This is a genomic window from Thermodesulfovibrio hydrogeniphilus, from assembly GCF_054657355.1.
In genome coordinates this window covers 1,733,533-1,752,268 of record NZ_BAAHYW010000001.1, presented here as the reverse complement: position 1 = coordinate 1,752,268, position 18,736 = coordinate 1,733,533, and the positions used below count along the sequence as shown (strand labels likewise).

At 35.6% G+C, this 18,736-nt stretch carries 18 protein-coding genes; 6 read left to right on the top strand and 12 right to left on the bottom strand.

The window, feature by feature from the left end; genetic code table 11:
- Positions 1 to 20 precede the first annotated feature (20 nt).
- The 3 genes from hemE to ACYQ3P_RS08690 all read right to left on the bottom strand — a co-directional run bounded on the left by hemE (position 21) and on the right by ACYQ3P_RS08690 (position 4,219).
- A complete protein-coding gene (gene hemE, locus ACYQ3P_RS08700) occupies positions 21 to 1,082 on the bottom strand; it encodes a uroporphyrinogen decarboxylase (RefSeq protein WP_460177510.1) in 1,062 nt (353 codons plus the stop codon).
- Positions 1,063 to 2,136 (bottom strand): radical SAM protein, encoded by a 1,074-nt coding sequence (locus ACYQ3P_RS08695; protein ID WP_460177509.1) that lies wholly within the window; start codon positions 2,134 to 2,136, stop codon positions 1,063 to 1,065. The genes hemE and ACYQ3P_RS08695 overlap by 20 nt, the downstream gene beginning before the upstream one ends.
- Before the next feature lie 172 nt (positions 2,137 to 2,308).
- On the bottom strand, positions 2,309 to 4,219 hold the full coding sequence (locus ACYQ3P_RS08690) for a primosomal protein N' family DNA-binding protein (protein ID WP_460177508.1): 1,911 nt from the start codon (positions 4,217 to 4,219) through the stop codon (positions 2,309 to 2,311).
- 256 nt (positions 4,220 to 4,475) lie between these two features.
- Here ACYQ3P_RS08690 and ACYQ3P_RS08685 point away from each other — a divergent pair, with 256 nt between their 5' ends.
- From ACYQ3P_RS08685 to ACYQ3P_RS08665, 5 genes are all read left to right on the top strand, one after another.
- Positions 4,476 to 4,763, top strand: coding sequence for a transposase (locus ACYQ3P_RS08685; protein ID WP_460178069.1), 288 nt, complete (start codon positions 4,476 to 4,478; stop codon positions 4,761 to 4,763).
- A 306-nt stretch (positions 4,764 to 5,069) separates the two neighbouring features.
- Entirely contained in the window at positions 5,070 to 6,854 is a 1,785-nt protein-coding gene (aspS, locus tag ACYQ3P_RS08680) for an aspartate--tRNA ligase (protein WP_460177507.1), read from the top strand.
- A 14-nt stretch (positions 6,855 to 6,868) separates the two neighbouring features.
- The gene (locus tag ACYQ3P_RS08675) at positions 6,869 to 7,162 is read left to right on the top strand and encodes a hypothetical protein (RefSeq protein ID WP_460177506.1); all 294 of its coding nucleotides are present in this window, start codon (positions 6,869 to 6,871) and stop codon (positions 7,160 to 7,162) included.
- Complete coding sequence (locus tag ACYQ3P_RS08670; RefSeq protein ID WP_460177505.1) at positions 7,159 to 7,995, top strand: HDOD domain-containing protein; 837 nt, start codon at positions 7,159 to 7,161, stop codon at positions 7,993 to 7,995. The genes ACYQ3P_RS08675 and ACYQ3P_RS08670 overlap by 4 nt, the downstream gene beginning before the upstream one ends.
- Positions 7,988 to 8,902 (top strand): GGDEF domain-containing protein, encoded by a 915-nt coding sequence (locus ACYQ3P_RS08665; protein ID WP_460178068.1) that lies wholly within the window; start codon positions 7,988 to 7,990, stop codon positions 8,900 to 8,902. Before ACYQ3P_RS08670 ends, ACYQ3P_RS08665 begins: the two co-directional genes overlap by 8 nt.
- Here ACYQ3P_RS08665 and ACYQ3P_RS08660 read toward each other — a convergent pair.
- The 5 genes from ACYQ3P_RS08660 to ACYQ3P_RS08640 are packed head-to-tail and all read right to left on the bottom strand — an operon-like array spanning position 8,899 to position 13,020.
- Complete coding sequence (locus tag ACYQ3P_RS08660) at positions 8,899 to 9,174, bottom strand: cell division protein ZapA (protein WP_460177504.1); 276 nt, start codon at positions 9,172 to 9,174, stop codon at positions 8,899 to 8,901. The two genes, ACYQ3P_RS08665 and ACYQ3P_RS08660, sit on opposite strands and share 4 nt — an antisense overlap.
- Positions 9,167 to 9,373: a cell division protein ZapB gene (gene zapB / locus ACYQ3P_RS08655; protein WP_460177503.1), complete on the bottom strand. Its 207-nt coding sequence runs from the start codon at positions 9,371 to 9,373 to the stop codon at positions 9,167 to 9,169. The genes ACYQ3P_RS08660 and zapB overlap by 8 nt, the downstream gene beginning before the upstream one ends.
- Positions 9,370 to 11,253, bottom strand: coding sequence for a lytic transglycosylase domain-containing protein (locus tag ACYQ3P_RS08650; protein ID WP_460177502.1), 1,884 nt, complete (start codon positions 11,251 to 11,253; stop codon positions 9,370 to 9,372). The genes zapB and ACYQ3P_RS08650 overlap by 4 nt, the downstream gene beginning before the upstream one ends.
- Positions 11,254 to 11,294: 41 nt before the next feature.
- Positions 11,295 to 12,473, bottom strand: a complete 1,179-nt coding sequence (gene aroC / locus ACYQ3P_RS08645; RefSeq protein ID WP_460177501.1) for a chorismate synthase — start codon at positions 12,471 to 12,473, stop codon at positions 11,295 to 11,297.
- Between the two features lie 13 nt (positions 12,474 to 12,486).
- Positions 12,487 to 13,020 (bottom strand): flavin reductase family protein, encoded by a 534-nt coding sequence (locus ACYQ3P_RS08640; protein WP_460177500.1) that lies wholly within the window; start codon positions 13,018 to 13,020, stop codon positions 12,487 to 12,489.
- 592 nt (positions 13,021 to 13,612) lie between these two features.
- Between ACYQ3P_RS08640 and ACYQ3P_RS08635 the strand changes: the two genes are divergently transcribed.
- Complete coding sequence (locus tag ACYQ3P_RS08635; protein WP_460177499.1) at positions 13,613 to 14,989, top strand: deoxyribodipyrimidine photo-lyase; 1,377 nt, start codon at positions 13,613 to 13,615, stop codon at positions 14,987 to 14,989.
- Between the two features lie 246 nt (positions 14,990 to 15,235).
- On the opposite strand, the gene ACYQ3P_RS08630 is transcribed toward ACYQ3P_RS08635, so the two are convergent.
- Genes ACYQ3P_RS08630 through ACYQ3P_RS08615 form a run of 4 tightly spaced genes read right to left on the bottom strand, consistent with a single transcriptional unit; the run spans position 15,236 to position 18,117 of the window.
- Positions 15,236 to 15,979: an ABC transporter permease gene (locus ACYQ3P_RS08630; protein ID WP_460177498.1), complete on the bottom strand. Its 744-nt coding sequence runs from the start codon at positions 15,977 to 15,979 to the stop codon at positions 15,236 to 15,238.
- The gene (locus ACYQ3P_RS08625) at positions 15,972 to 16,811 is read right to left on the bottom strand and encodes an ABC transporter ATP-binding protein (RefSeq protein ID WP_460177497.1); all 840 of its coding nucleotides are present in this window, start codon (positions 16,809 to 16,811) and stop codon (positions 15,972 to 15,974) included. The genes ACYQ3P_RS08630 and ACYQ3P_RS08625 overlap by 8 nt, the downstream gene beginning before the upstream one ends.
- Complete coding sequence (locus ACYQ3P_RS08620; protein WP_460177496.1) at positions 16,811 to 17,599, bottom strand: inositol monophosphatase family protein; 789 nt, start codon at positions 17,597 to 17,599, stop codon at positions 16,811 to 16,813. Before ACYQ3P_RS08620 ends, ACYQ3P_RS08625 begins: the two co-directional genes overlap by 1 nt.
- Positions 17,596 to 18,117 carry a nitroreductase family protein gene (locus ACYQ3P_RS08615; RefSeq protein WP_460177495.1) on the bottom strand — a complete coding sequence of 174 codons (522 nt, stop codon included), beginning with the start codon at positions 18,115 to 18,117 and terminating at the stop codon, positions 17,596 to 17,598. The genes ACYQ3P_RS08620 and ACYQ3P_RS08615 overlap by 4 nt, the downstream gene beginning before the upstream one ends.
- Positions 18,118 to 18,736: the final 619 nt, after the last annotated feature.

The following is an 18,736-nucleotide window of genomic DNA, read 5'->3' as shown; positions in this document are numbered from 1 at the left end:
GATGTCTATTGAGAATCGCGCTATTTAGCTTTAAGCAATTTATAACTGAATTCATGGACAAAGTCAACCAATTTTTTTAATTTATCCACCGAAGTATTGATATTTACTCCGTGCCCGACATTGAAAATATGAGCCCTTGCATTCATACCTTCTATCAGGATTTTCTCCGCCCTTCTCAAGATTTCCTCTTCATTTCCTAAAAGCACCAAAGGATCAAGATTCCCCTGCAATGGCTGATTGAAAAGTTTTGCTGCCTCTTTAATATCAACCCTCCAGTCTATACTCAAAACATCAAAACCCAACTCTTTCAGATGAAGCCAAAGTCCTGCTGTATTGGGAGCAAAATAAATCACAGGCACTTTCTTGTTTGCGCGCTGGTCAGTTAGTGTTGAATGATAGATGGAAATTCCATTGATTAGTCTCTTCACATAGGGCTTGCAAAATATTTCGTAATCATAGGGCGATAAAACACCAGCCCATGTATCAAATATTTGAACAGCATGCACGCCTGCTTTTATTTGTTCAATAAGATAGCTTAAAGTTGCCTCTGTAAGCATTGTCATAAGTTTATGAAAGCTTTCAGGTTCAGAAAACATTAATCTTTTAGTGTTAACAAAATCCTTCGTTGAGCCTCCTTCAATCACATATGTAGCGAGTGTAAAAGGAGAGGCAGAAAATCCGATTAATGGAACATCTATCTCATTGATGAGAATTTCAATAGCCTTAAAAACAAAATTTATACTTTCAAGCTCCAATTTTTTTATATTTTCCAAATCTCTATCTGTTCTCACTGTAGGATAAACCTGTGGTCCCTTTTCATCTATAAAATCTATCTTTAAGCCCATTGCTTCAAGGAGAATCAAAATATCGCTAAAAAGTATGGCTGCATCTACACCTAAAATCTTTATGGGTTGCATGGTTACTTCTGCTGCAAGCTCAGGAGTTTTGCACATTGTCAGAAAATCGTATTTTTGTCTGATTTTCTGATACTCAGGCATATATCTGCCTGCTTGTCTCATAAACCAAACAGGTGTATAGTCAGTTTTGTCACCCCGGCAGGCTTTAAGAAATGTTTCGTTCACCGTATTTCCTCGGAATATATTTGCAGTATGGGTCTTCTTCCATATAATCATCCTTTATACAGTATGCTCTTGCTCTACAACCTCCGCAGACATTGACATACTCACAAACACCACAACGCCCTTTGTAGGAAGAGAAGTTTCTCAAATCTTTAAAAAGTTCTGAATTTTCCCAGATATCTTTGAATGATTGCTTTTTAATATTTCCCGCTGGTAAAGGAAAATAGCTGCAAGGCATTACATCACCATCAACATTAATAAGACAAATTAGCTGCCCTGCAACGCAACCCTTAGCACCACCAGTTGAAAACTTAAGTGTTCTTCTCTCAAATTTTTCTCCTTCCTGTTTTGACCTTTCAAATATGACTCTATAATACTGAGGAGCGCAAGTGGGTCTTACAAGAATATCCTTTTCATTTTTTTCCATATCATAATGCCAGTGAAGAATCTTTTCATAGTCCTCATCATTTATTAACTCAGATAAAAGCTCCTCACCTCTGCCTGTAGGAACTATCATAAACATGTACCATGCGGTTGCACCAAGCTCTTTTGCAAGTTTGTAAACTTCGGGTATTGTATGCTGATTCCTCTTTGTGAAAGAGGAGTTAATCAAAAATGGAATGCCATGTTTATTGAACAGATTAGCTGCATTTATAGTTCCCTGAAAAGCTCCTTTTTGCTGCCTAAAATTGTCATGGATTTCTTCATTTGGTCCATCAAGGCTTAAGGATACCATTTTTATATCTGAATTTTTGATTTTTTGACAGATTTCATCATTAACAAGTGTTCCATTAGTGGCAAGGCAAACTCTTAAACCCTTGCTACTGCCGTATTCAGCAATTTCAAATAAATCGTTTCTTAGTAAAGGTTCACCTCCTGTAAGCACAAGCACAGGCTTAGCATAGGAGGTAATATCGTCAATAATTCTGAAGCACTCTTCTTTAGAGGGATCAGGATGCTCTAAAACAACATCTTCTGATGAAGAACGACAGTGAATACAACGGAGGTTACATCTACGAGTTACTTCCCAAGCTACCCATTTAGGTTCAAACTTCATTTAATATTATAACAAAAAAGCTCATTCCTACATGGAATAATCAAAATGTACGAACATAACGATAGAAATTCGCATTTTATGATAACTAAATATGAGGGTGACTCAGCATCCGAAGCAATTACGCCTTAAAAAAGTTTCCTATAAAAATAGCTCAATTTAGTATTCAAATAATCTACAACAAACTTACTGGGTCAATCTCAATTTTGTATGACATTCCTTTGAAATTTGAAAGATTTAGTATTGCTTCATTTGTCTCTTCGGTAAGTTTTCTTTTATTTTTTGAACGGAGGATAAAAAGAAACTCCTTTTCACTTCTTTTTAATGGACCTATAATGTCTCCCGAAATATTAGATTTAAGAAAAATCTTAAGTTTTTCAAGAATATCCTTTGAGCCCGTTCTTTTAAGAGTTACAGTAAGCTTTATCAGTCTTACAAAAGGGGGGAACTTGACTTCCCTTCTATGATTTAGTTCATAAATATAAAAATCTTTAAAGCTATACTGACGAATGTATCTGAAAAAATTGTTTGTAAGATTAAGAGTCTGAATAAATAATAATCCGTCATCTTTAATCAGATGTCTAACTGATAAAATTTTGGCAAAGGCATTTTCAGTAGCTCTGTAATCAGGAATGGAAAGAAAAAAATCAAAGTCAACAAATATTGCATATTTAAATTTTGGAGCGTATGTTTTCTGAATTTTTCCCGCATGAGCAACATATATTTTTTTCAGTTCATCTTCTTCAAAATCCAGCTCTCCGATTGAAACTTCTTTGCCTGCAAATAGGGCTGAAAGCTCTTCCTTTAATCTTTCTACCCCAACACCAATTGGATGTAAGCTTAGGCTGTGACAAGATGGACAGGATATTGGAACATCTTTCCTGATATTACATCTAAAACATTCAATGGCTCTATCTTCTTTTCTAAAGAGCATACTGTAACCGCAATTTTCACATTTTATTACTTCTCCACAATCAAAACATCTCAAAAGGCTGTATCCTGTTCTTGGACTAATCGCAAGCACTCCATCTTTTGCGTGTAACTTTAAAAAGAGGGTAACCTCAGGATTAAACACGCTTTTCAATGGCTGTCTAAATACTTTGATGATAGGATGGGCAATTTTGTCAAAATCATTAATAAACTCAAATTTTTTCTGAATAACATTGAAATATGAGCTTACAGAGGGCATATTAGAACATAGTATTACAGGGCATTCATCAATAAAACCTCTCATCAGAGCGCATTCTCTTAAATTATACTTTGGTGATTCCTCTGCTTTATAAAGCCAGCTTGACTCTTGCGAAACTATGATAATATCAAGTTTTTTTATTGGGGCAAAAACAGCAAATCTTGTTCCAACAACAATCTTTGCATTATCATTCATTATCTTTTCAATTGATTCAAATAACTCTGAAGGTCTCATGTTGCTGTGAAGCATAACGACCCCATCGTTAACTCTATCTTTTATCAAGTTATACATAGTCTCAACATCCCTTATTTCTGGTAAAATAAAGAGTGCAGTGCCGTTACAATTTGTATTAGCTGAAAGCTTCTCAACGTTAGATGTTGACTCACAAAGGGCGGTGCAAACTTCTAACATCATTTTCATTTCATAGGCTATATTAGGCGAATGAAGAAGAAAAGCTTTGTATTTTCTTTGATTTATGGCTTGAATTATTTTTGAGACTGTTTCTTGATTGACAGAAAGGCTATCAAAAAAATTTTTTTCCTCTATCATGTCAGATAATTGTTTAGACGATATCTTTCTTCTTTTCTTACCCTTAAGGAGATTAGTAATCTCTTCAAAAAAGGTTAACCTTAATATGGAGCCTATCTCAGAAACATAATAAAAGCTCATCCACAGAAGAAAATCAACGAATCGTTTTGTATATGCCTGTCCCAACACAGTCTTGATAGGCTTAATATCAATATCTGGTGGTTTGTCAACTTTCTTGATGACAATTCCTTCGTAGAACTTGTTTTTTAAAGGAACTGTAACTGCATATCCTGTCAAATCTTCATCTATATCGTGGTAGTATGTAAGATTTTTTAGTTTAAGAGGAATAGAAACATCAAAATATGGCATACATAATTTTACCACCTTATAAAGAATTTAGTCTCTAATTTGAGCGATTTATATATATCTTTGTTACTCTCAGTACTACTTCGCCTACTTTAATTGGTTGTGTCGCAATCTTTTTTATAATTGTAAAACTGCATTTTGGATTAAAATATATAAAAAAACCTTTTTATTTCCCCTCATCTGTTGTAGAGTTGCTGCCAAAGGGATATCTTGCTTAAATCTTAGACGAAGTGGTTGATATGATAGCTCTGGACCTTATCTGAGGAAGATACCTAATGTTAGCAATCCATCCTATCATCCTTCTCTTATGCTTAAGATTCCATTTTACAGATATGCAACCAAAATATTTAGTTCTCGTAGAATAGAAGAAAAGCTTTATACCGATGTGGCATTTATATATTTATCTGGATTACAAAAACCATATTTTAACACTATATCGGAATTTCAGAGGAAGAACATAGAAGAACTTAAGAGAAGTTTTGTGGAAATAGTGCAAATTTGTATACTGCTCAGTTTCAGAAAAACAAATCAAATAATGCAGTGGTAGGGCTGATGGTGGAAAAAGGAGTACAAAACAGGGAGACTAAATTAAAGAAAAGATTGTATATAAACTAAAACGACGTAGTGGAGAAATTTGCTTTTTAAATTATGATACAGCCACCGAAATACTGCTTGAAATGACAGAATGGGGCATGACCGAAGAGAGATTACCATGACTTCGGCTTGCGACAGGCTCTGTGACAAGACATTCTCGCTTCTATTTTGGAAGAAATCCGATACGAAAAGAAGCTCTACATAATGAAAATTTGCTATAATAAATTTTTATTATACGATGATTAATTTAGGAGGCAAGATGTTTAGGGATAAATACTGCGCACAGGTTAGTGAACAAGATATTGGTAAGACATTAAAGCTTTGCGGATGGGTTTTTAGAAGAAGGGATCATGGAGGACTGATTTTTATTGATTTAAGAGACAGAAGCGGAGTCTTGCAGGTTGTCTTCAGCCCTGAAATATCAAAACAAACCCATGAGCTTGCACATGATTTAAGAAGTGAGTATGTTATTGGTGTAAAAGGAGTGCTTAAAAGAAGACCTGAAGGTACAGAAAATCCTGAATTAAAAACAGGCACTGTGGAGCTATGGGCTGAAGAGCTTGAAATATACAGCACATCCAAAGCGTTACCTTTTCAGCTTGATGAAACTGAACAGGTAAGCGAACTTTTAAGATTGAAATACCGCTATCTTGACCTTCGTCGGGCAGAAATGCAGAGAAATTTTATTATTAGGCATCAGGTTACTATGGCTGTAAGAAAGTTCTTGGACAAAGAAGGTTTTATTGAATTTGAAACTCCCATGCTCACAAAATCAACTCCTGAAGGTGCAAGGGATTTTCTTGTTCCAAGCAGGCTTAATCCCGGAACATTTTATGCACTGCCACAGTCGCCTCAGCTTTTTAAACAGATTCTTATGGTGTCAGGAATTGACAAATATTTTCAGATTACTCGTTGCTTTAGGGATGAAGATTTAAGGGCAGACAGACAGCCTGAGTTTACTCAGATTGACCTTGAAATGTCCTTTGTAACTCCTGATGATATATTAGCTCTCATTGAACAGATGTTATTTTATACATTCCAAGAAGTTCTCTCAGTGCAACTTCCAATACCATTTCCTCGCCTCTCCTATGAAGAGGCTATGAACAAATATGGCTCTGATAAACCAGACCTGAGATTTGGTCTTGAAATAAAGGATGTAAGTGAACTTGTAAAAAACTCGCAGTTTAAGGTCTTTCTTGATACTTTAAATAAAGGTGGAGTTGTAAAGGCAATCGCTGGAAAAGGTTTTGCTTCAATGACAAGGGGGGAGATAGACAAATTAACACAGAAAGCCCAATCCTTTGGAGCAAAGGGACTTGCGTGGATCAAAGTTAAGGACGAGTTTGAATCACCAATTGTAAAGTTTTTCCCAAAGCAGATTCTTGAAGAAATAGCCCAACAAGTTGAGGCTGAAAATGGAGATATGATACTTTTCATAGCAGATAAAAAAGAAATTGCCAACACTATTCTTGGAAGACTCAGGCTTGATATAGCAGAGATGGCAAACATTGAAAGAAAGGGATTTTCCTTTGCATGGATTTTAGATTTTCCTCTTTTTGAATGGGATGAGGATGAAAAGAGATTTGTAAGCATGCATCATCCATTTACAAGTCCTCAGGATGAATATCTTGATGAGCTTCTCAGAATGCCTGCTGATGCTTTTAAGAATCCTGAAAGTCCACTAAAAGAAATGAAAGCAAAAGCCTATGACATTGTTCTTAATGGTTATGAGCTTGGTGGAGGAAGTATAAGAATTCATAAAGCGGATGTGCAGGAGCAGATTTTCAAGGTGCTTGGAATTTCAGAGGAGGAAGTAAAAAAGAGATTTGGCTTCTTTGTTGAGGCTTTAAAATATGGAGCTCCGCCACATGGAGGTATAGCTTTAGGGTTGGACAGACTTGTAATGCTTATGACTGGAGCAGATTCTCTTAGGGATGTTATAGCATTTCCGAAAACCCAGAAAGCTTTCTGTCCTTTAACTGAAGCACCTTCTGAGGTAGATGCCAAACAACTAAAGGAGCTCAACATAAAATTGGACATTTAGGGTATAATTAAAAAATGCCACAAAAAATTAGCATTGATAGAGCAAAGCCTGGAATGAAAGTTGTAAAAGATGTTGTTAATGAGGCAGGTATGGTTGTTTTGCCTGCAGGGAAAGAATTAACAGAGTCCCTAATCAATAGGCTGTCTTCAATGGATATAGATTATATCTATGTGGAAGGAGAGAAACAACTGCCTCCTAAAGATAAGGTCTTTGAAGATATTGAAAAAAAATTTAAAAGAGCAGATGACTCTTACACTCTACTGATAAAAAAGGCAATACAAAATCATTTTGAGGAACTATATAAATGAATTCGCAGGAAGTCATTGCAAGAATTGATAAAATAGACAACTTACCCACAATCCCTTCAATTTTAAGAAAAATTTTGGCTTTATTGGAAGACCCGGGAGTTTCATTAAAAAAAATCACTGATTTTGTATCCTCTGACCCAGCCCTGACCTCAAGAATCTTAAAGATGGTGAACTCTCCAGTTTACGGATTTCCAGGAAGAATCTCTTCTGTAAGTCATGCAATGGTAATTCTTGGATTAAATGTTGTAAAAGGTCTGCTTTTAGGTGTTTCAGTTTTTGAGATTATGAAGAAAAACATGGTAGGGCTTTGGGAACACTCCCTTGCAACTGCCACTTTTGCAAGAATAATAGCAACCAAACAAGAGCTTCCCTCACCTGAGGAAGTCTCAATTGCAGGGCTTTTGCATGATTTGGGAAAGGTAATTTTGATAATTGCTTACAAGGACGATTATCTAAAATTAATTGACTCTGTTCAAAGCAATGAAAAATTTCTTTTTGAACTGGAAAGAGAATATTTCGGAATAACCCACGCAGAAGTTGGCGGAATAATAGGAAAAAAATGGAATTTTCCATTGAAACTTACTGAGCCTATCATGTATCATCACAGACCTCAGTTAAGCGATAAGTATATTGTAGAATCAGCAATTGTGCATATATCAAATATACTTGCGCTTGCGAGGGGAATAGGATATTCAGCAGAAATTTATGTTCCTCAGGTTAATCCAAGTGCTTGGGATATTTTAGGATTAAATTATGATAAAATTCTTGAAATCCTGAAAGAAACCGAAGAGCCACTTAGTAATTTGGAGGATATTTTCTCAATTGATGAGTAAAACGATTATTGCTATTGTCTCTTCTCCTGAGATAAAAAAAATAATAATGAAAGCTTCATTGCCTTATGAGATATACTTTGTTGACATAAAAGAAGCAGTTGAAATGCTCTATGAGGAAATTCCAGACCTTATAATAATTGAAGCACTAAAAGACCCTCTCAGTGAGCTATTTATTATTAACAGTCTTAAAAGTGATCCCCTTTTTGCATCAACAAATGTCATAGCAATTGTCTCTTCAGATTTTTCTACTAATGAGTGGCATAAATTTCTCATTGATGATTACATACGATTTGACTGCCTTGAAAAGGACCTTTCAATGAGAATAATATTGTCCTTTGAAAGAACTGAAAGGGTTATTGCAACAAATCCTCTCACAAAGCTTCCGGGAAATCTTGTTATTCAAAGGGAAATCCAAAAGAGACTTGACAGAGGTGATATTTTTGCACTTGCCTATGCGGATTTGGATAATTTTAAACCTTTCAACGATAAGTATGGTTTTTCTCGGGGTGATGATGTAATTAAAATGCTTGGAAGAATTATTTTAAACATTGTTAGAGCTGAACAGCCATCTGAAAGCTTTGTAGGGCACATTGGTGGTGATGATTTTGTATATATAATGTCTCCAGACAAAATTGAAGAGACAACACAAAAAATTGTAGATATATTTGATAATTTAGTAAAAAATTTTTACGATGATGAGGACATTAGGAGAGGTTACATAGAGTCAATAGATAGAGAAGGCAAAAAGAAAATTTATCCATTAATGAGCGTATCTGTAGGAATTACTTCAAATAAATACAGAGTTTTCAACCATTTCAGTGAAATGGCTGAAACAGCATCTGTAATGAAATCCATCGCAAAAAAACAAAAAGACAAAAGATATGCAATAGACAGAAGAAAAGTTTAAGAAAGAAGCTTTAACAATTCGTTTGTTCTTTCCTCAAGCTTTTTTAACTGCTGTTTTGTAATCTCACACTCATTTTTAACTTCATGCAGTTCATCGCAAATATAAAGACAAGCAAGAATGGCTGCCCTGAGCGGAGGCATAGAAGGATTCTGTTCATGAACTTTTCTCAGCTTTTCATCTACATAGGCAGCCAGCTGTTGAATATGTTCAGGCGGTTTTTCGCCTTTTATTGTATATTTTTGACCAAGTATGTAAACTTCTGTTTTATACATTTCCTTCCATATCAAGCTCTTTGAGAAGTTCTTCTATTTGCCTTTTGATAGTTTCTCTTTCATTTAATAAATTTTCAATCTCTTGATTTTTATTTTTTAATTCCAGCTCAAGAGAATTTACTTTTTTTTGAAGTTCTTCTTTCTCTTGTTTAAGAATTTTAATTTTCTCAATGGCTGATACAATTTTCTGCTCAATCATAGTTTTCCTCCTTTAATTTTTATTATTTTTTCAATTTTCTCACTTGTTAAGTCCCTATTGCTTCTCAGATATTCAAAATATGAAGCAAGAACTCTTTGAACATATTTTCTTGTTTCACTATACGGAATATCTTCAATGAATTCATCAACTGTTTCATAATTGTTATTTTTAATCCAAGACCAAACAGCCTTTTCACCAGCATTATAAGCAGCTATAGCAAAAACAATATTGCCAAATTCATCTATGAGATTTTTAAGATAAGCACTACCTATCAGAATATTTTTCTCAGGGCTAAAAATCTCAGAATCATTTTTTATGACGATTCCAAGCTTTCTACCTTCCCTTCGTGCAGTATCTGGCATCAGTTGCATGAGTCCCAATGCTCCTGCAGGAGACTGGGCAAACCTGTCAAACCTTGATTCTTCCCTCATAATAGCAAATACAAGATTAGGGTCTATTCTGTTTTTAGCTGATGCCTTAAATACTGTATCCCTGTATGCTTGTGGGAATAAAAGTTCATGATAGGTGAATCTATTCGGAAGGGTTGAAATAAGTCTTACAGAAGTTGGATAATCACCAAATTCATTGAAAAGTTTGCTGAAATAGGGGATATTTGCGTTGTCTCTGTTCTGCCTCAATGTAATTTTCAACTCTCTTAAGGCTTCTTCCCTAAATCCAGCTTTAATGAGAATATCTAATCTCTTTGGCAGATTAAATTCAAAATCAGACCTGCGGGGCTCGGAAATCGTTTTGACCTTTCCTTTCATAAAAAGCAAGTATGAATAAAGATCCTCTTCAATGAAAGATAAAGCCTTTTCAGTTGTGGTCATAATTCCTCTAATTTCATTGACTCTATCAAGCCAATAAAAATATTTTGGTTTTCCGTATGAGCTGTAAAGTTGCTTTAATACCTTTCTTGCCTCCTCGTATTCTTCTGAAATGTAGTAAATCCATGCCATGTTCCAAAGGATTTCTTCCTTCGCTTCAGGATACTTTGAAATAATTGTTTGCAAAATCTTTATTGCTTCATCAGTATAGCCTGCTCTTCTTTTAATATTTGCGTAATTTATAAAGACATCAGCCATTCTGGTGTCATTGCTTTGCATATAAACAGGCATCTCGCTTTCAAAGGTTGCAAAATCCTTTGCCCTAATAAGAGCTCTGGCACGCCAGTAGGTGTCTGCTGATTTCTTTAAAATTTCAGCAGCCTCTGAGTATCTTTTTTGCATAAAAAGACAATATCCAAGAGCAGAGAGAATTTCTAGTCTCTGGGAAGACTTACTCATCTGAAGAGCTTCTCGCAAATATTTTTCAGCTTTCTTGAAAAGATAGGCATTGTTTAAAATACGTCCTTTTTTCAATAAATCATCAACTGTTAGGTCTTCTGGAGAAAGCTCTCCTTCAGCCTTGTCAGCAAAAGAGGAGACAGAAAGAAAAACTTCCTTGAGAATTTTTTTGGCTTTTTTATTATCTTTTTCTTTAAGTATTTTAGCATACTCAAATTTAATAGCATGGTCATCAGGGTAATCAGCAATATATGATTCATATAGATTTTCAATATTGGAAACATTCAGTCTTTTTGCAATTTCAAGTTCTAACTTGCGCGCCTCTTTCATCAAAGGAGTGCGAGGATATTTTTTCTTAAGCTCTTCTAAATCTCCCATAGCCTCATTATATTTTTGCAATCCAAAGCGGGATTCAGCACGCCAAAAAAGAATATAGTCAGCGATTTCTTCAAAATAGGGTAAAGTCTTTGTAAAATTCTCCTCAGCTTTAGAGTAATCGCCTGATTGCAGATGTTTCTTACCATTGGAAAGAATGTTTAAATAGGAATTTTCAGAAAATGTAGATGAGGGCAAAATAATTAAAATCAAACCCACCAGCAACCAACCACGAGTCATTATCCAAGAGGAACGAAATTTCATCGTCTTGCTATCCTTTGTTGATAGTTCTCAAAGTTCATAAGGACTTCTTCTATGCTATCGCCACCAAATTTCTCTAAAATTGCTTCTGCTATATGCCATGCCAAAACAGCCTCTCCAATGACACTTGCAGCTGGAACAGCGCATATATCAGACCTTTCATAGGCTGCCTCAACGGATTCCTTTGAAAATATATCAACTGAGCGGAGTGGCTTTCTGAGGGTTGGAATTGGCTTCATTGTAGCCTTTACAATAACAGGCATACCATTTGTCATTCCACCCTCTATGCCACCCATGTGATTCGTATTGCGTAGAAATCTTCCTTCCTCGTAAAAAATTTCATCCATAACTTCTGACCCAAATCTCACCCCGAGTTTTACTCCATCACCAATTTCAACTGCCTTTATTGCTTGAATACTCATAAATCCCTGAGCAATTTTTCCATCAAGTTTTCTGTCCCAGTGAACATAACTTCCAAGCCCTACAGGAACATCCGTAGCAAAAACCACAAAACTTCCTCCTATGCTGTCTCCCTTTTTTATAGCTGTATCTACAGCACTGATAAACTCTTCCTCATATTCTTCAAAGGGGCATCTTACTTTGGAGTTTTCAGCTTTCTCAGAAAGCTCTAATAGAGCTTGGGATGACAGCATAGCTGTCTCAATATCTTTTTTTGCAAATCCAATGGATGTTACAAAGCTTCCGATTTTTATGTTGAAATGTTTCAATAATTGTTTTGCAACTGCACCTATGGCAACTCTTATTGCTGTTTCTCTGGCAGAGGAACGCTCAAGGACATTTCTTATATCATCGTGGTTGTATTTTAAAAAACCTGCCAAATCTGCATGTCCCGGTCTGGGCCTTGTTACAGGAGGAATGCTTTCTTTGTCCTGTGGATCAGAGCTCATTCCCTTTTCCCAATTTGACCAATCCCTATTTTTTATAAAAAGACTGATTGGCGAACCCAGTGTTTTACCCCATCTTATACCAGATAAAATCTCCACCTCATCAGATTCTATCTTCATTCTGCCGCCTCTTCCGTATCCCTGCTGTCTTCTTTTTAATTCCCTATCAATCTCTTCCTTAGAAATAACAACGCCTGCAGGCATTCCTTCAATGATGCCTAAAAGTCCTTTTCCATGTGACTCGCCAGCTGTAAGATATCTAAGCATACGCATATTTTAAAAAATATCAACCTCTTTTTTCATCTTTAAAATAAACAATTCTGCTTCCACCAAGATGCATAGGGATTGTATCTGCAAGCCAGACGCCTTTTTTAAAGTATTTTTCATCTACCCGAGCTGACACAACATCTGATAGAAAAGCATAACATTCTCCAGCATCTATGGTTTCTTTGAGTTTACATTCAATATAACCTGCACATCCATCAATCAGAGGAGCTGAAACTTTCTCAGGCTTAAGAATCTTAAGATTTGCCTCCTTAAATTTATCCACCTCTCTACCAGATTTCTTTCCGCAAATCCATATTGCCTTTACCATGTCATTTGTTGGAATATTAATTGCAAACTCGCCTGTTTCAAGAATCAATTCTGCTGTATAATGTTCCTTTGCTACACAAACTATAACCATTGGTGGCTCCTCAGAAGCAGGAGTTGCCCATGCACAAGCCATAACATTTGGTTTCCCTTCTTTACTAATAGAGGTAAGTAAAAAAACAACTTTTGGATGCAATAGCCTGTAAAATTCTTCACCTAATTTTTTCATCCCTATGTCCTCCCATAATTTGTTTTATCGTATTATACTAAATTGTAAAATTCTTAAATATACAATTATCAAGCATTATTGCGAATAGTCACCTTGTCGTCGACTCGCGACAGGCTCTTCTGTCTTCTGCAATCATAAGGGCACTTAAGATAGGCTGTTGACTATTTAGAATAACAACCCTGCCCTTCCTTACGAGCCATAATTCTTTATCATCATTGGATGCATTGCTACTTCTCGTTATTTCGAGGTTCGTCACTCTTCTGCTCGCGACAGCCTCCGCAACGAAGTAATCTCAAGAAAAGTTTACTTAAGACAAATTAACAAAAAATAGAGATAGACACTCGTCACTGCGAGCCACTCGTTGGGGCGAAGCAGTCTCTAATTGGTGGTTGGTGAATGGTGGATGGTTAAAGGAACGAGATTGCTTCGCATCCTTCGGATGCTCGCAATGACAGCAAAAAATACTTAATTTTCAAATGGTTATACCAATTTTTGGATTTCTATCGCTATTTTTGGGCAAATTAACAAAAATTTTAAAAAATCTCTCTATTTAGATATAATTTATTAAGCGGGAATTAAATGGAGCTTTACTTTGATAAGAGAGCAAATTGATACAAGAAGAATACTATTTCTTAAAGAAGCAGAAATAAAGCCGAGCAATGTTGTCTACTGGATGAGTAGAGACCAAAGGGTGGATTATAACCATGCGCTTCTTTATGCCCAGAAGTTTGCCCTTGAATGGAAAAGTAAGCTTTTCGTTGTCTTCAATCTTGTTCCCAATTTTCTTGGTGCAACACTCAGGCAGTATGACTTTATGCTAAAGGGACTCAAGGAAGTTGAAGGAAGGCTCAGTGAACTTAACATTCCCTTGATATTGCTCATTGGAGAGCCAACTGAGAACATTCCAAAATTCGTAAGAGAAAATGATATAAAGCTTCTTTTAACTGATTTTGACCCTTTACGCATTAAAAGAAAATGGAAAGAAAAAATTGCCTCATCCATTGAAACTCCATTTCTTGAAGTTGACACCCACAATATTGTTCCAGCCTTTTATGTAAGCGATAAAAAAGAGGCTGGTGCTTATACTTTAAGACCAAAGATAAAGAGACTTCTGCCTTCTTTTCTAAGGAAACCTGAGGAAATAGTCTATCATCCATACAATGACCTTAAAACCAAGTCCTTTGACATTGATGAGGCATTAAATAGTCTCAAAATAGACAGAAACGTTCAGCCTGTTGATAAATTCTTACCCGGAACATCAGAGGCAAAGAAAACTCTTGAAGTATTTTTGAATGAAAAACTGCATTTTTATAATGTTTACAGAAATGACCCAAACATAGACTGTCAATCAAATCTCTCTCCATATCTTCATTTTGGACATATATCATCCCTTGAGGTTGCACTTAAAGTAATTGAATCAGATGCTCCTGAGACTGCAAAGGAAGCCTTTTTAGAGGAACTTATTGTAAGAAAGGAACTCTCTGATAATTTTTGCTTCTATGAGCCAAACTATGACAACATAAATGGAGCTCCTCAATGGGCAAGGGAAAGCCTTGAAAAACACAAAAGCGACAAAAGAGAATATGTATACACACTTGAACACTTTGAAAATGCTGAAACCCATGATCCATTGTGGAATGCTGCACAACTACAGATGGTACGGGAAGGCAAGATGCATGGCTATTTAAGAATGTATTGGGCTAAAAAGATACTTGAATGGACAATTTCTGCAGAAGAGGCAATTCAGATAGCAATATATCTAAACGATAAATACGAAATTGACGGAAGAGACCCAAATGGATACACAGGAGTACTATGGAGTATTGGTGCAGTTCATGACAGACCGTGGAAAGAAAGACCAATATTTGGTAAAGTAAGATATATGAGTTTTGAAGGATGCAAAAGAAAGTTTGATGTAGAAAAATTGGTGTTTGGACAAATTTTACGAGATAGGGATAGAAGGGTTTGAGATAGGGGGGAAGAAAATTGAAGATTATGGGCAAACTTGATGAGTGACAGAAGGAGATATTGAGGATATTAGGAGTTGAGGAAAACTTATTCAGAACTTACGAAAGTGTGATAGAATTTTGTGAGCTAATCTAAAAAATTGTGAATCATTGATCTTAAAATTTTTTATTCATAGCTTTTATGAAGTTGGGATTAACAAAGGTTGCATAAAAAATCGCTCAATTTATGTAAGAAATACTTATTCGCCCTATTCCCTATAATTCTCTATCAACTTAGCCCCTAAAAAAAAGAAAAAAAATGTATAAAACAGCATTACAAAAAGAGCTATTATTGCCTCTGTATCTAAAGCTGTCTTTCTAATCAAAACATTTGTATGCGTAAGAGGCATTAAATAAATAAATGGTTTAAAAATTGTTGGAATTTTTTCAATTGAGAAAAATGTTCCGCTGAAAAAAGCCATTGGCATTATGAAAAAGTTTGAATATGTTGCTGTGTCCTCATGGGACTTTGTTATCATTCCTGTAATTACTCCCAGTGAGGCAAACATAAAACAGTTAAGCAAAAGGGCGACAGTAAAAATTGGATTTATTGAAAAATCTGATGGAACAATAAATCCAACAGCTATAATTAGCAAAGATGCAAAAAGACCTTTCACCATACCAGCCAATACTTCTCCAATCATTATTGAAAAAGGTTTTATTGGTGACTGAAAATAGACCTGAAATGTTTTAAAATAAAGTCTGCCAAGATTTAATGTGCTTGCAACCCATGAGTAGGAATTATTCATTGAACTCATTGCAACAAGCCCTGGAAGAAGAAATGTTAAATAATCAGTTCCATCGGAAAGCTTCACTGTTCTGCCAAGACCAAGTCCAAAGGTTATAAGATATATAATTGGAGCCATCATTGCTGAGAAAATGTATCCTAATCTCAGAAGCTTTCTCTTGAACTGAAGCATTTCTTTAAGAAAAATTGGATACCAATCAGGCATCTTTTATTCTTTCTCCTGTAAGTTTTACAAAAACATCCTCAAGATTAGACTTTCTTATTGTAACTCTGTCATTTCCATTTTTAGCTATTTCATAGGCTTCTTCTTTTGTTTTGCATATTTTACTTATTAGTCTTCCATCCTTATCAATAAATTCAACTACATACTCACCAACTTCTCTTTTAAGCTCATCAGGTGAGCCAACAGCTATAAGTTTTCCGTGTGAAAGAATTCCAACCCTGTCGCATAATGCCTCTGCCTCTTCTATGTAATGGGTTGTAAGAAGTACTGTTCTTCCCTCTCCTTTAATCTTTCTTATAATTTGCCACAGTTCCCTTCTTACATGAGCATCAAGTCCTATTGAAGGCTCATCAAGAAATAAAACTCGTGGCTCAGGCAGAAGCGCCCTTGCAAGAAGCACCCTTCTTTGCTGTCCACCTGAAAGAGTATTAACAACAGAGTGCTTTTTCTCTAAAATTTCCATTGTTGAAAGAATTTCATCAATTTTTTTCTTTAAATTGCTTACTTTATGTAGCATTCCATAAATTAAAAGATTTTCATAAACAGTAAGCTCCCTTTCAAGATTGTTCTCTTGCGGAACAACACCAATAATTTTTTTAATTTCATAGGGCTCTTTTGTAACATCTTTACCTGCAATAAAGCATTTGCCAGAGTCTGGTTTTGTAAGTGTTGTTAATATCTTTACTGTTGTTGTTTTACCGGCACCGTTTGGACCAAGAAGTCCAAATATCTCTCCCTTTTTTATTTCTAAAGAAACTGAATCAAGAGCCCTTACTCTACCGTAACTCTTTGATAAATTTTCAATTTTGATCATTAAGAAGATAAGGCTTTTTTTATCTTTTCAATTAAAAATGGATGAACTGAAGTATTTCCTGCTACAATGTTACCAGTTGAAAGATAATTTTCACCGCCTTCAAAATCTGACACCACTCCTCCTGCTTCTTTAATTAAAAGAGTGCCTGCTGCAATATCCCAAGGACTTAGAGCAAATTCAAAAAATCCATCTACACGACCGCATGCAACGTAGGCAAGGTCAACAGAAGCAGCACCGGGTCTGCGAAGATCACTTACTGAGTAAAGCAGTTCACGAAAAATTTTTATGTAATCATCAATAAGATGCTTGTTTCTGAAAGGAAAACCTGTTGCAATCAAAGCAAGCTCAGGATTTTTAAATTCAGATACTTTTATTCTTCTTCCATTCAAAAAAGCACCAATTCCCTTTTCTGCATAAAAAAGCTCATCCCTTGTTGGATCATAAACTACTCCAACAGTTAGCTCTCCTTTATACATAAGAGCAATAGAGACTGCAACAACTGGAAATCCATGAATAAAATTTGTTGTTCCATCCAAAGGGTCTATGATCCAAAGATATTCTGCTTTTTTGTAATCATTAGATAACTCCTCTGCCATAATCTGATGCTGTGGAAAATGTTTTTTAATATGAGAAATAATTGTTTTCTCTGATTGAACATCTATTTCTGTTACATAGTCAGATATGCTTTTTTGAACAAAGTCATCAGGAGTGAGAGTGCCAATTTTTTCTTTAATTATTGTGCCAGCAGACTTTGCTGCTTCAATTGCAACTAAAAGTGGTTCTCTCATTCCACAAACACCACTGCTTCACGAGGACTTACTCTTGGTGGGGGAGATGGAATATGTGCAGGATATCCAACTGGAAGTATTACAACAGGTCTTAAGTGTCTTGGTAAATTCAAAATCTTTGAAACTTCCTCTTCCCTAAAAGCTCCAACCCAAACTGAGCCAAGTCCATTTTCAACAGCAACAAGCATAACATTTGTTATACTGCATGCAACATCCTGAATTGCATAAAGATTTACACCTCTTTCACCATATCTTGGATAAATCCTTTCTTTGTCTATACATCCAACAATAACAAGAGTTGCCTCAGCAATAAACATCTGATTCAGTGCAGCATGGGCAAGCTGAAGTTTTATTTTTGGATTTTTAACAAAATAGAATTTTCTTGCCTGAAGATTTCCTGCAGATGGAGCCCAAATTATTGCTTCAATAAGCTTATTTACCATCTCCTGGGGAATCTCTTTTTTTAGAAAAGCTCTTACGCTTCTTCTTTCTTTTACAGTCTTTAATACCTCTTCCATCTTTTATCCCTAATAACTCTTTTAATTTATTATAAGATTTTCCTTTTTGTTTTTCAAATCACAATTCAGGGACTAAAAATGGTGATAGAAATCCAAAAATTACTAAAACCTCTTGAAAAATAGGCTTTTTTTTACACTCATTGACCACCTTCTACCTTTCTCTTGTTTTAATCCATTCCATTTTTAACATACGATAACAGATTAAAAAGAGTTTTATAAAAAATCGCTCAAATTAGGTTTAACCCAAAAATAGCGATAGAAATCCAATAATTGGTATAACCATTTGAAAATTAAGTATTTTTTGCTGTCATTGCGAGCATCCGAAGAATGCGAAGCAATCTCTTTGAAGGGGAAAAGGCAAGATTGCTTCCTCCTCTCTTCGCTCGGAGTCGCAATGACGGAGTGGGGGTATCCTCGCAATTACGGAGAGGTGTTCACCATCCACCATCCAAGAATCACCATTCACCAGTTACCAATTAGAGACTGCTTCGCCACATCGAGTGGCTCGCAGTGACGAATTGTTGGATTGCCACGCTATCGCTCGCAACAGGGGGCTCGCAGTGACGAGTGTCTATCTCTATTTTTCGGTTTGATTAAATATTGGAATTTTTATTTTTTT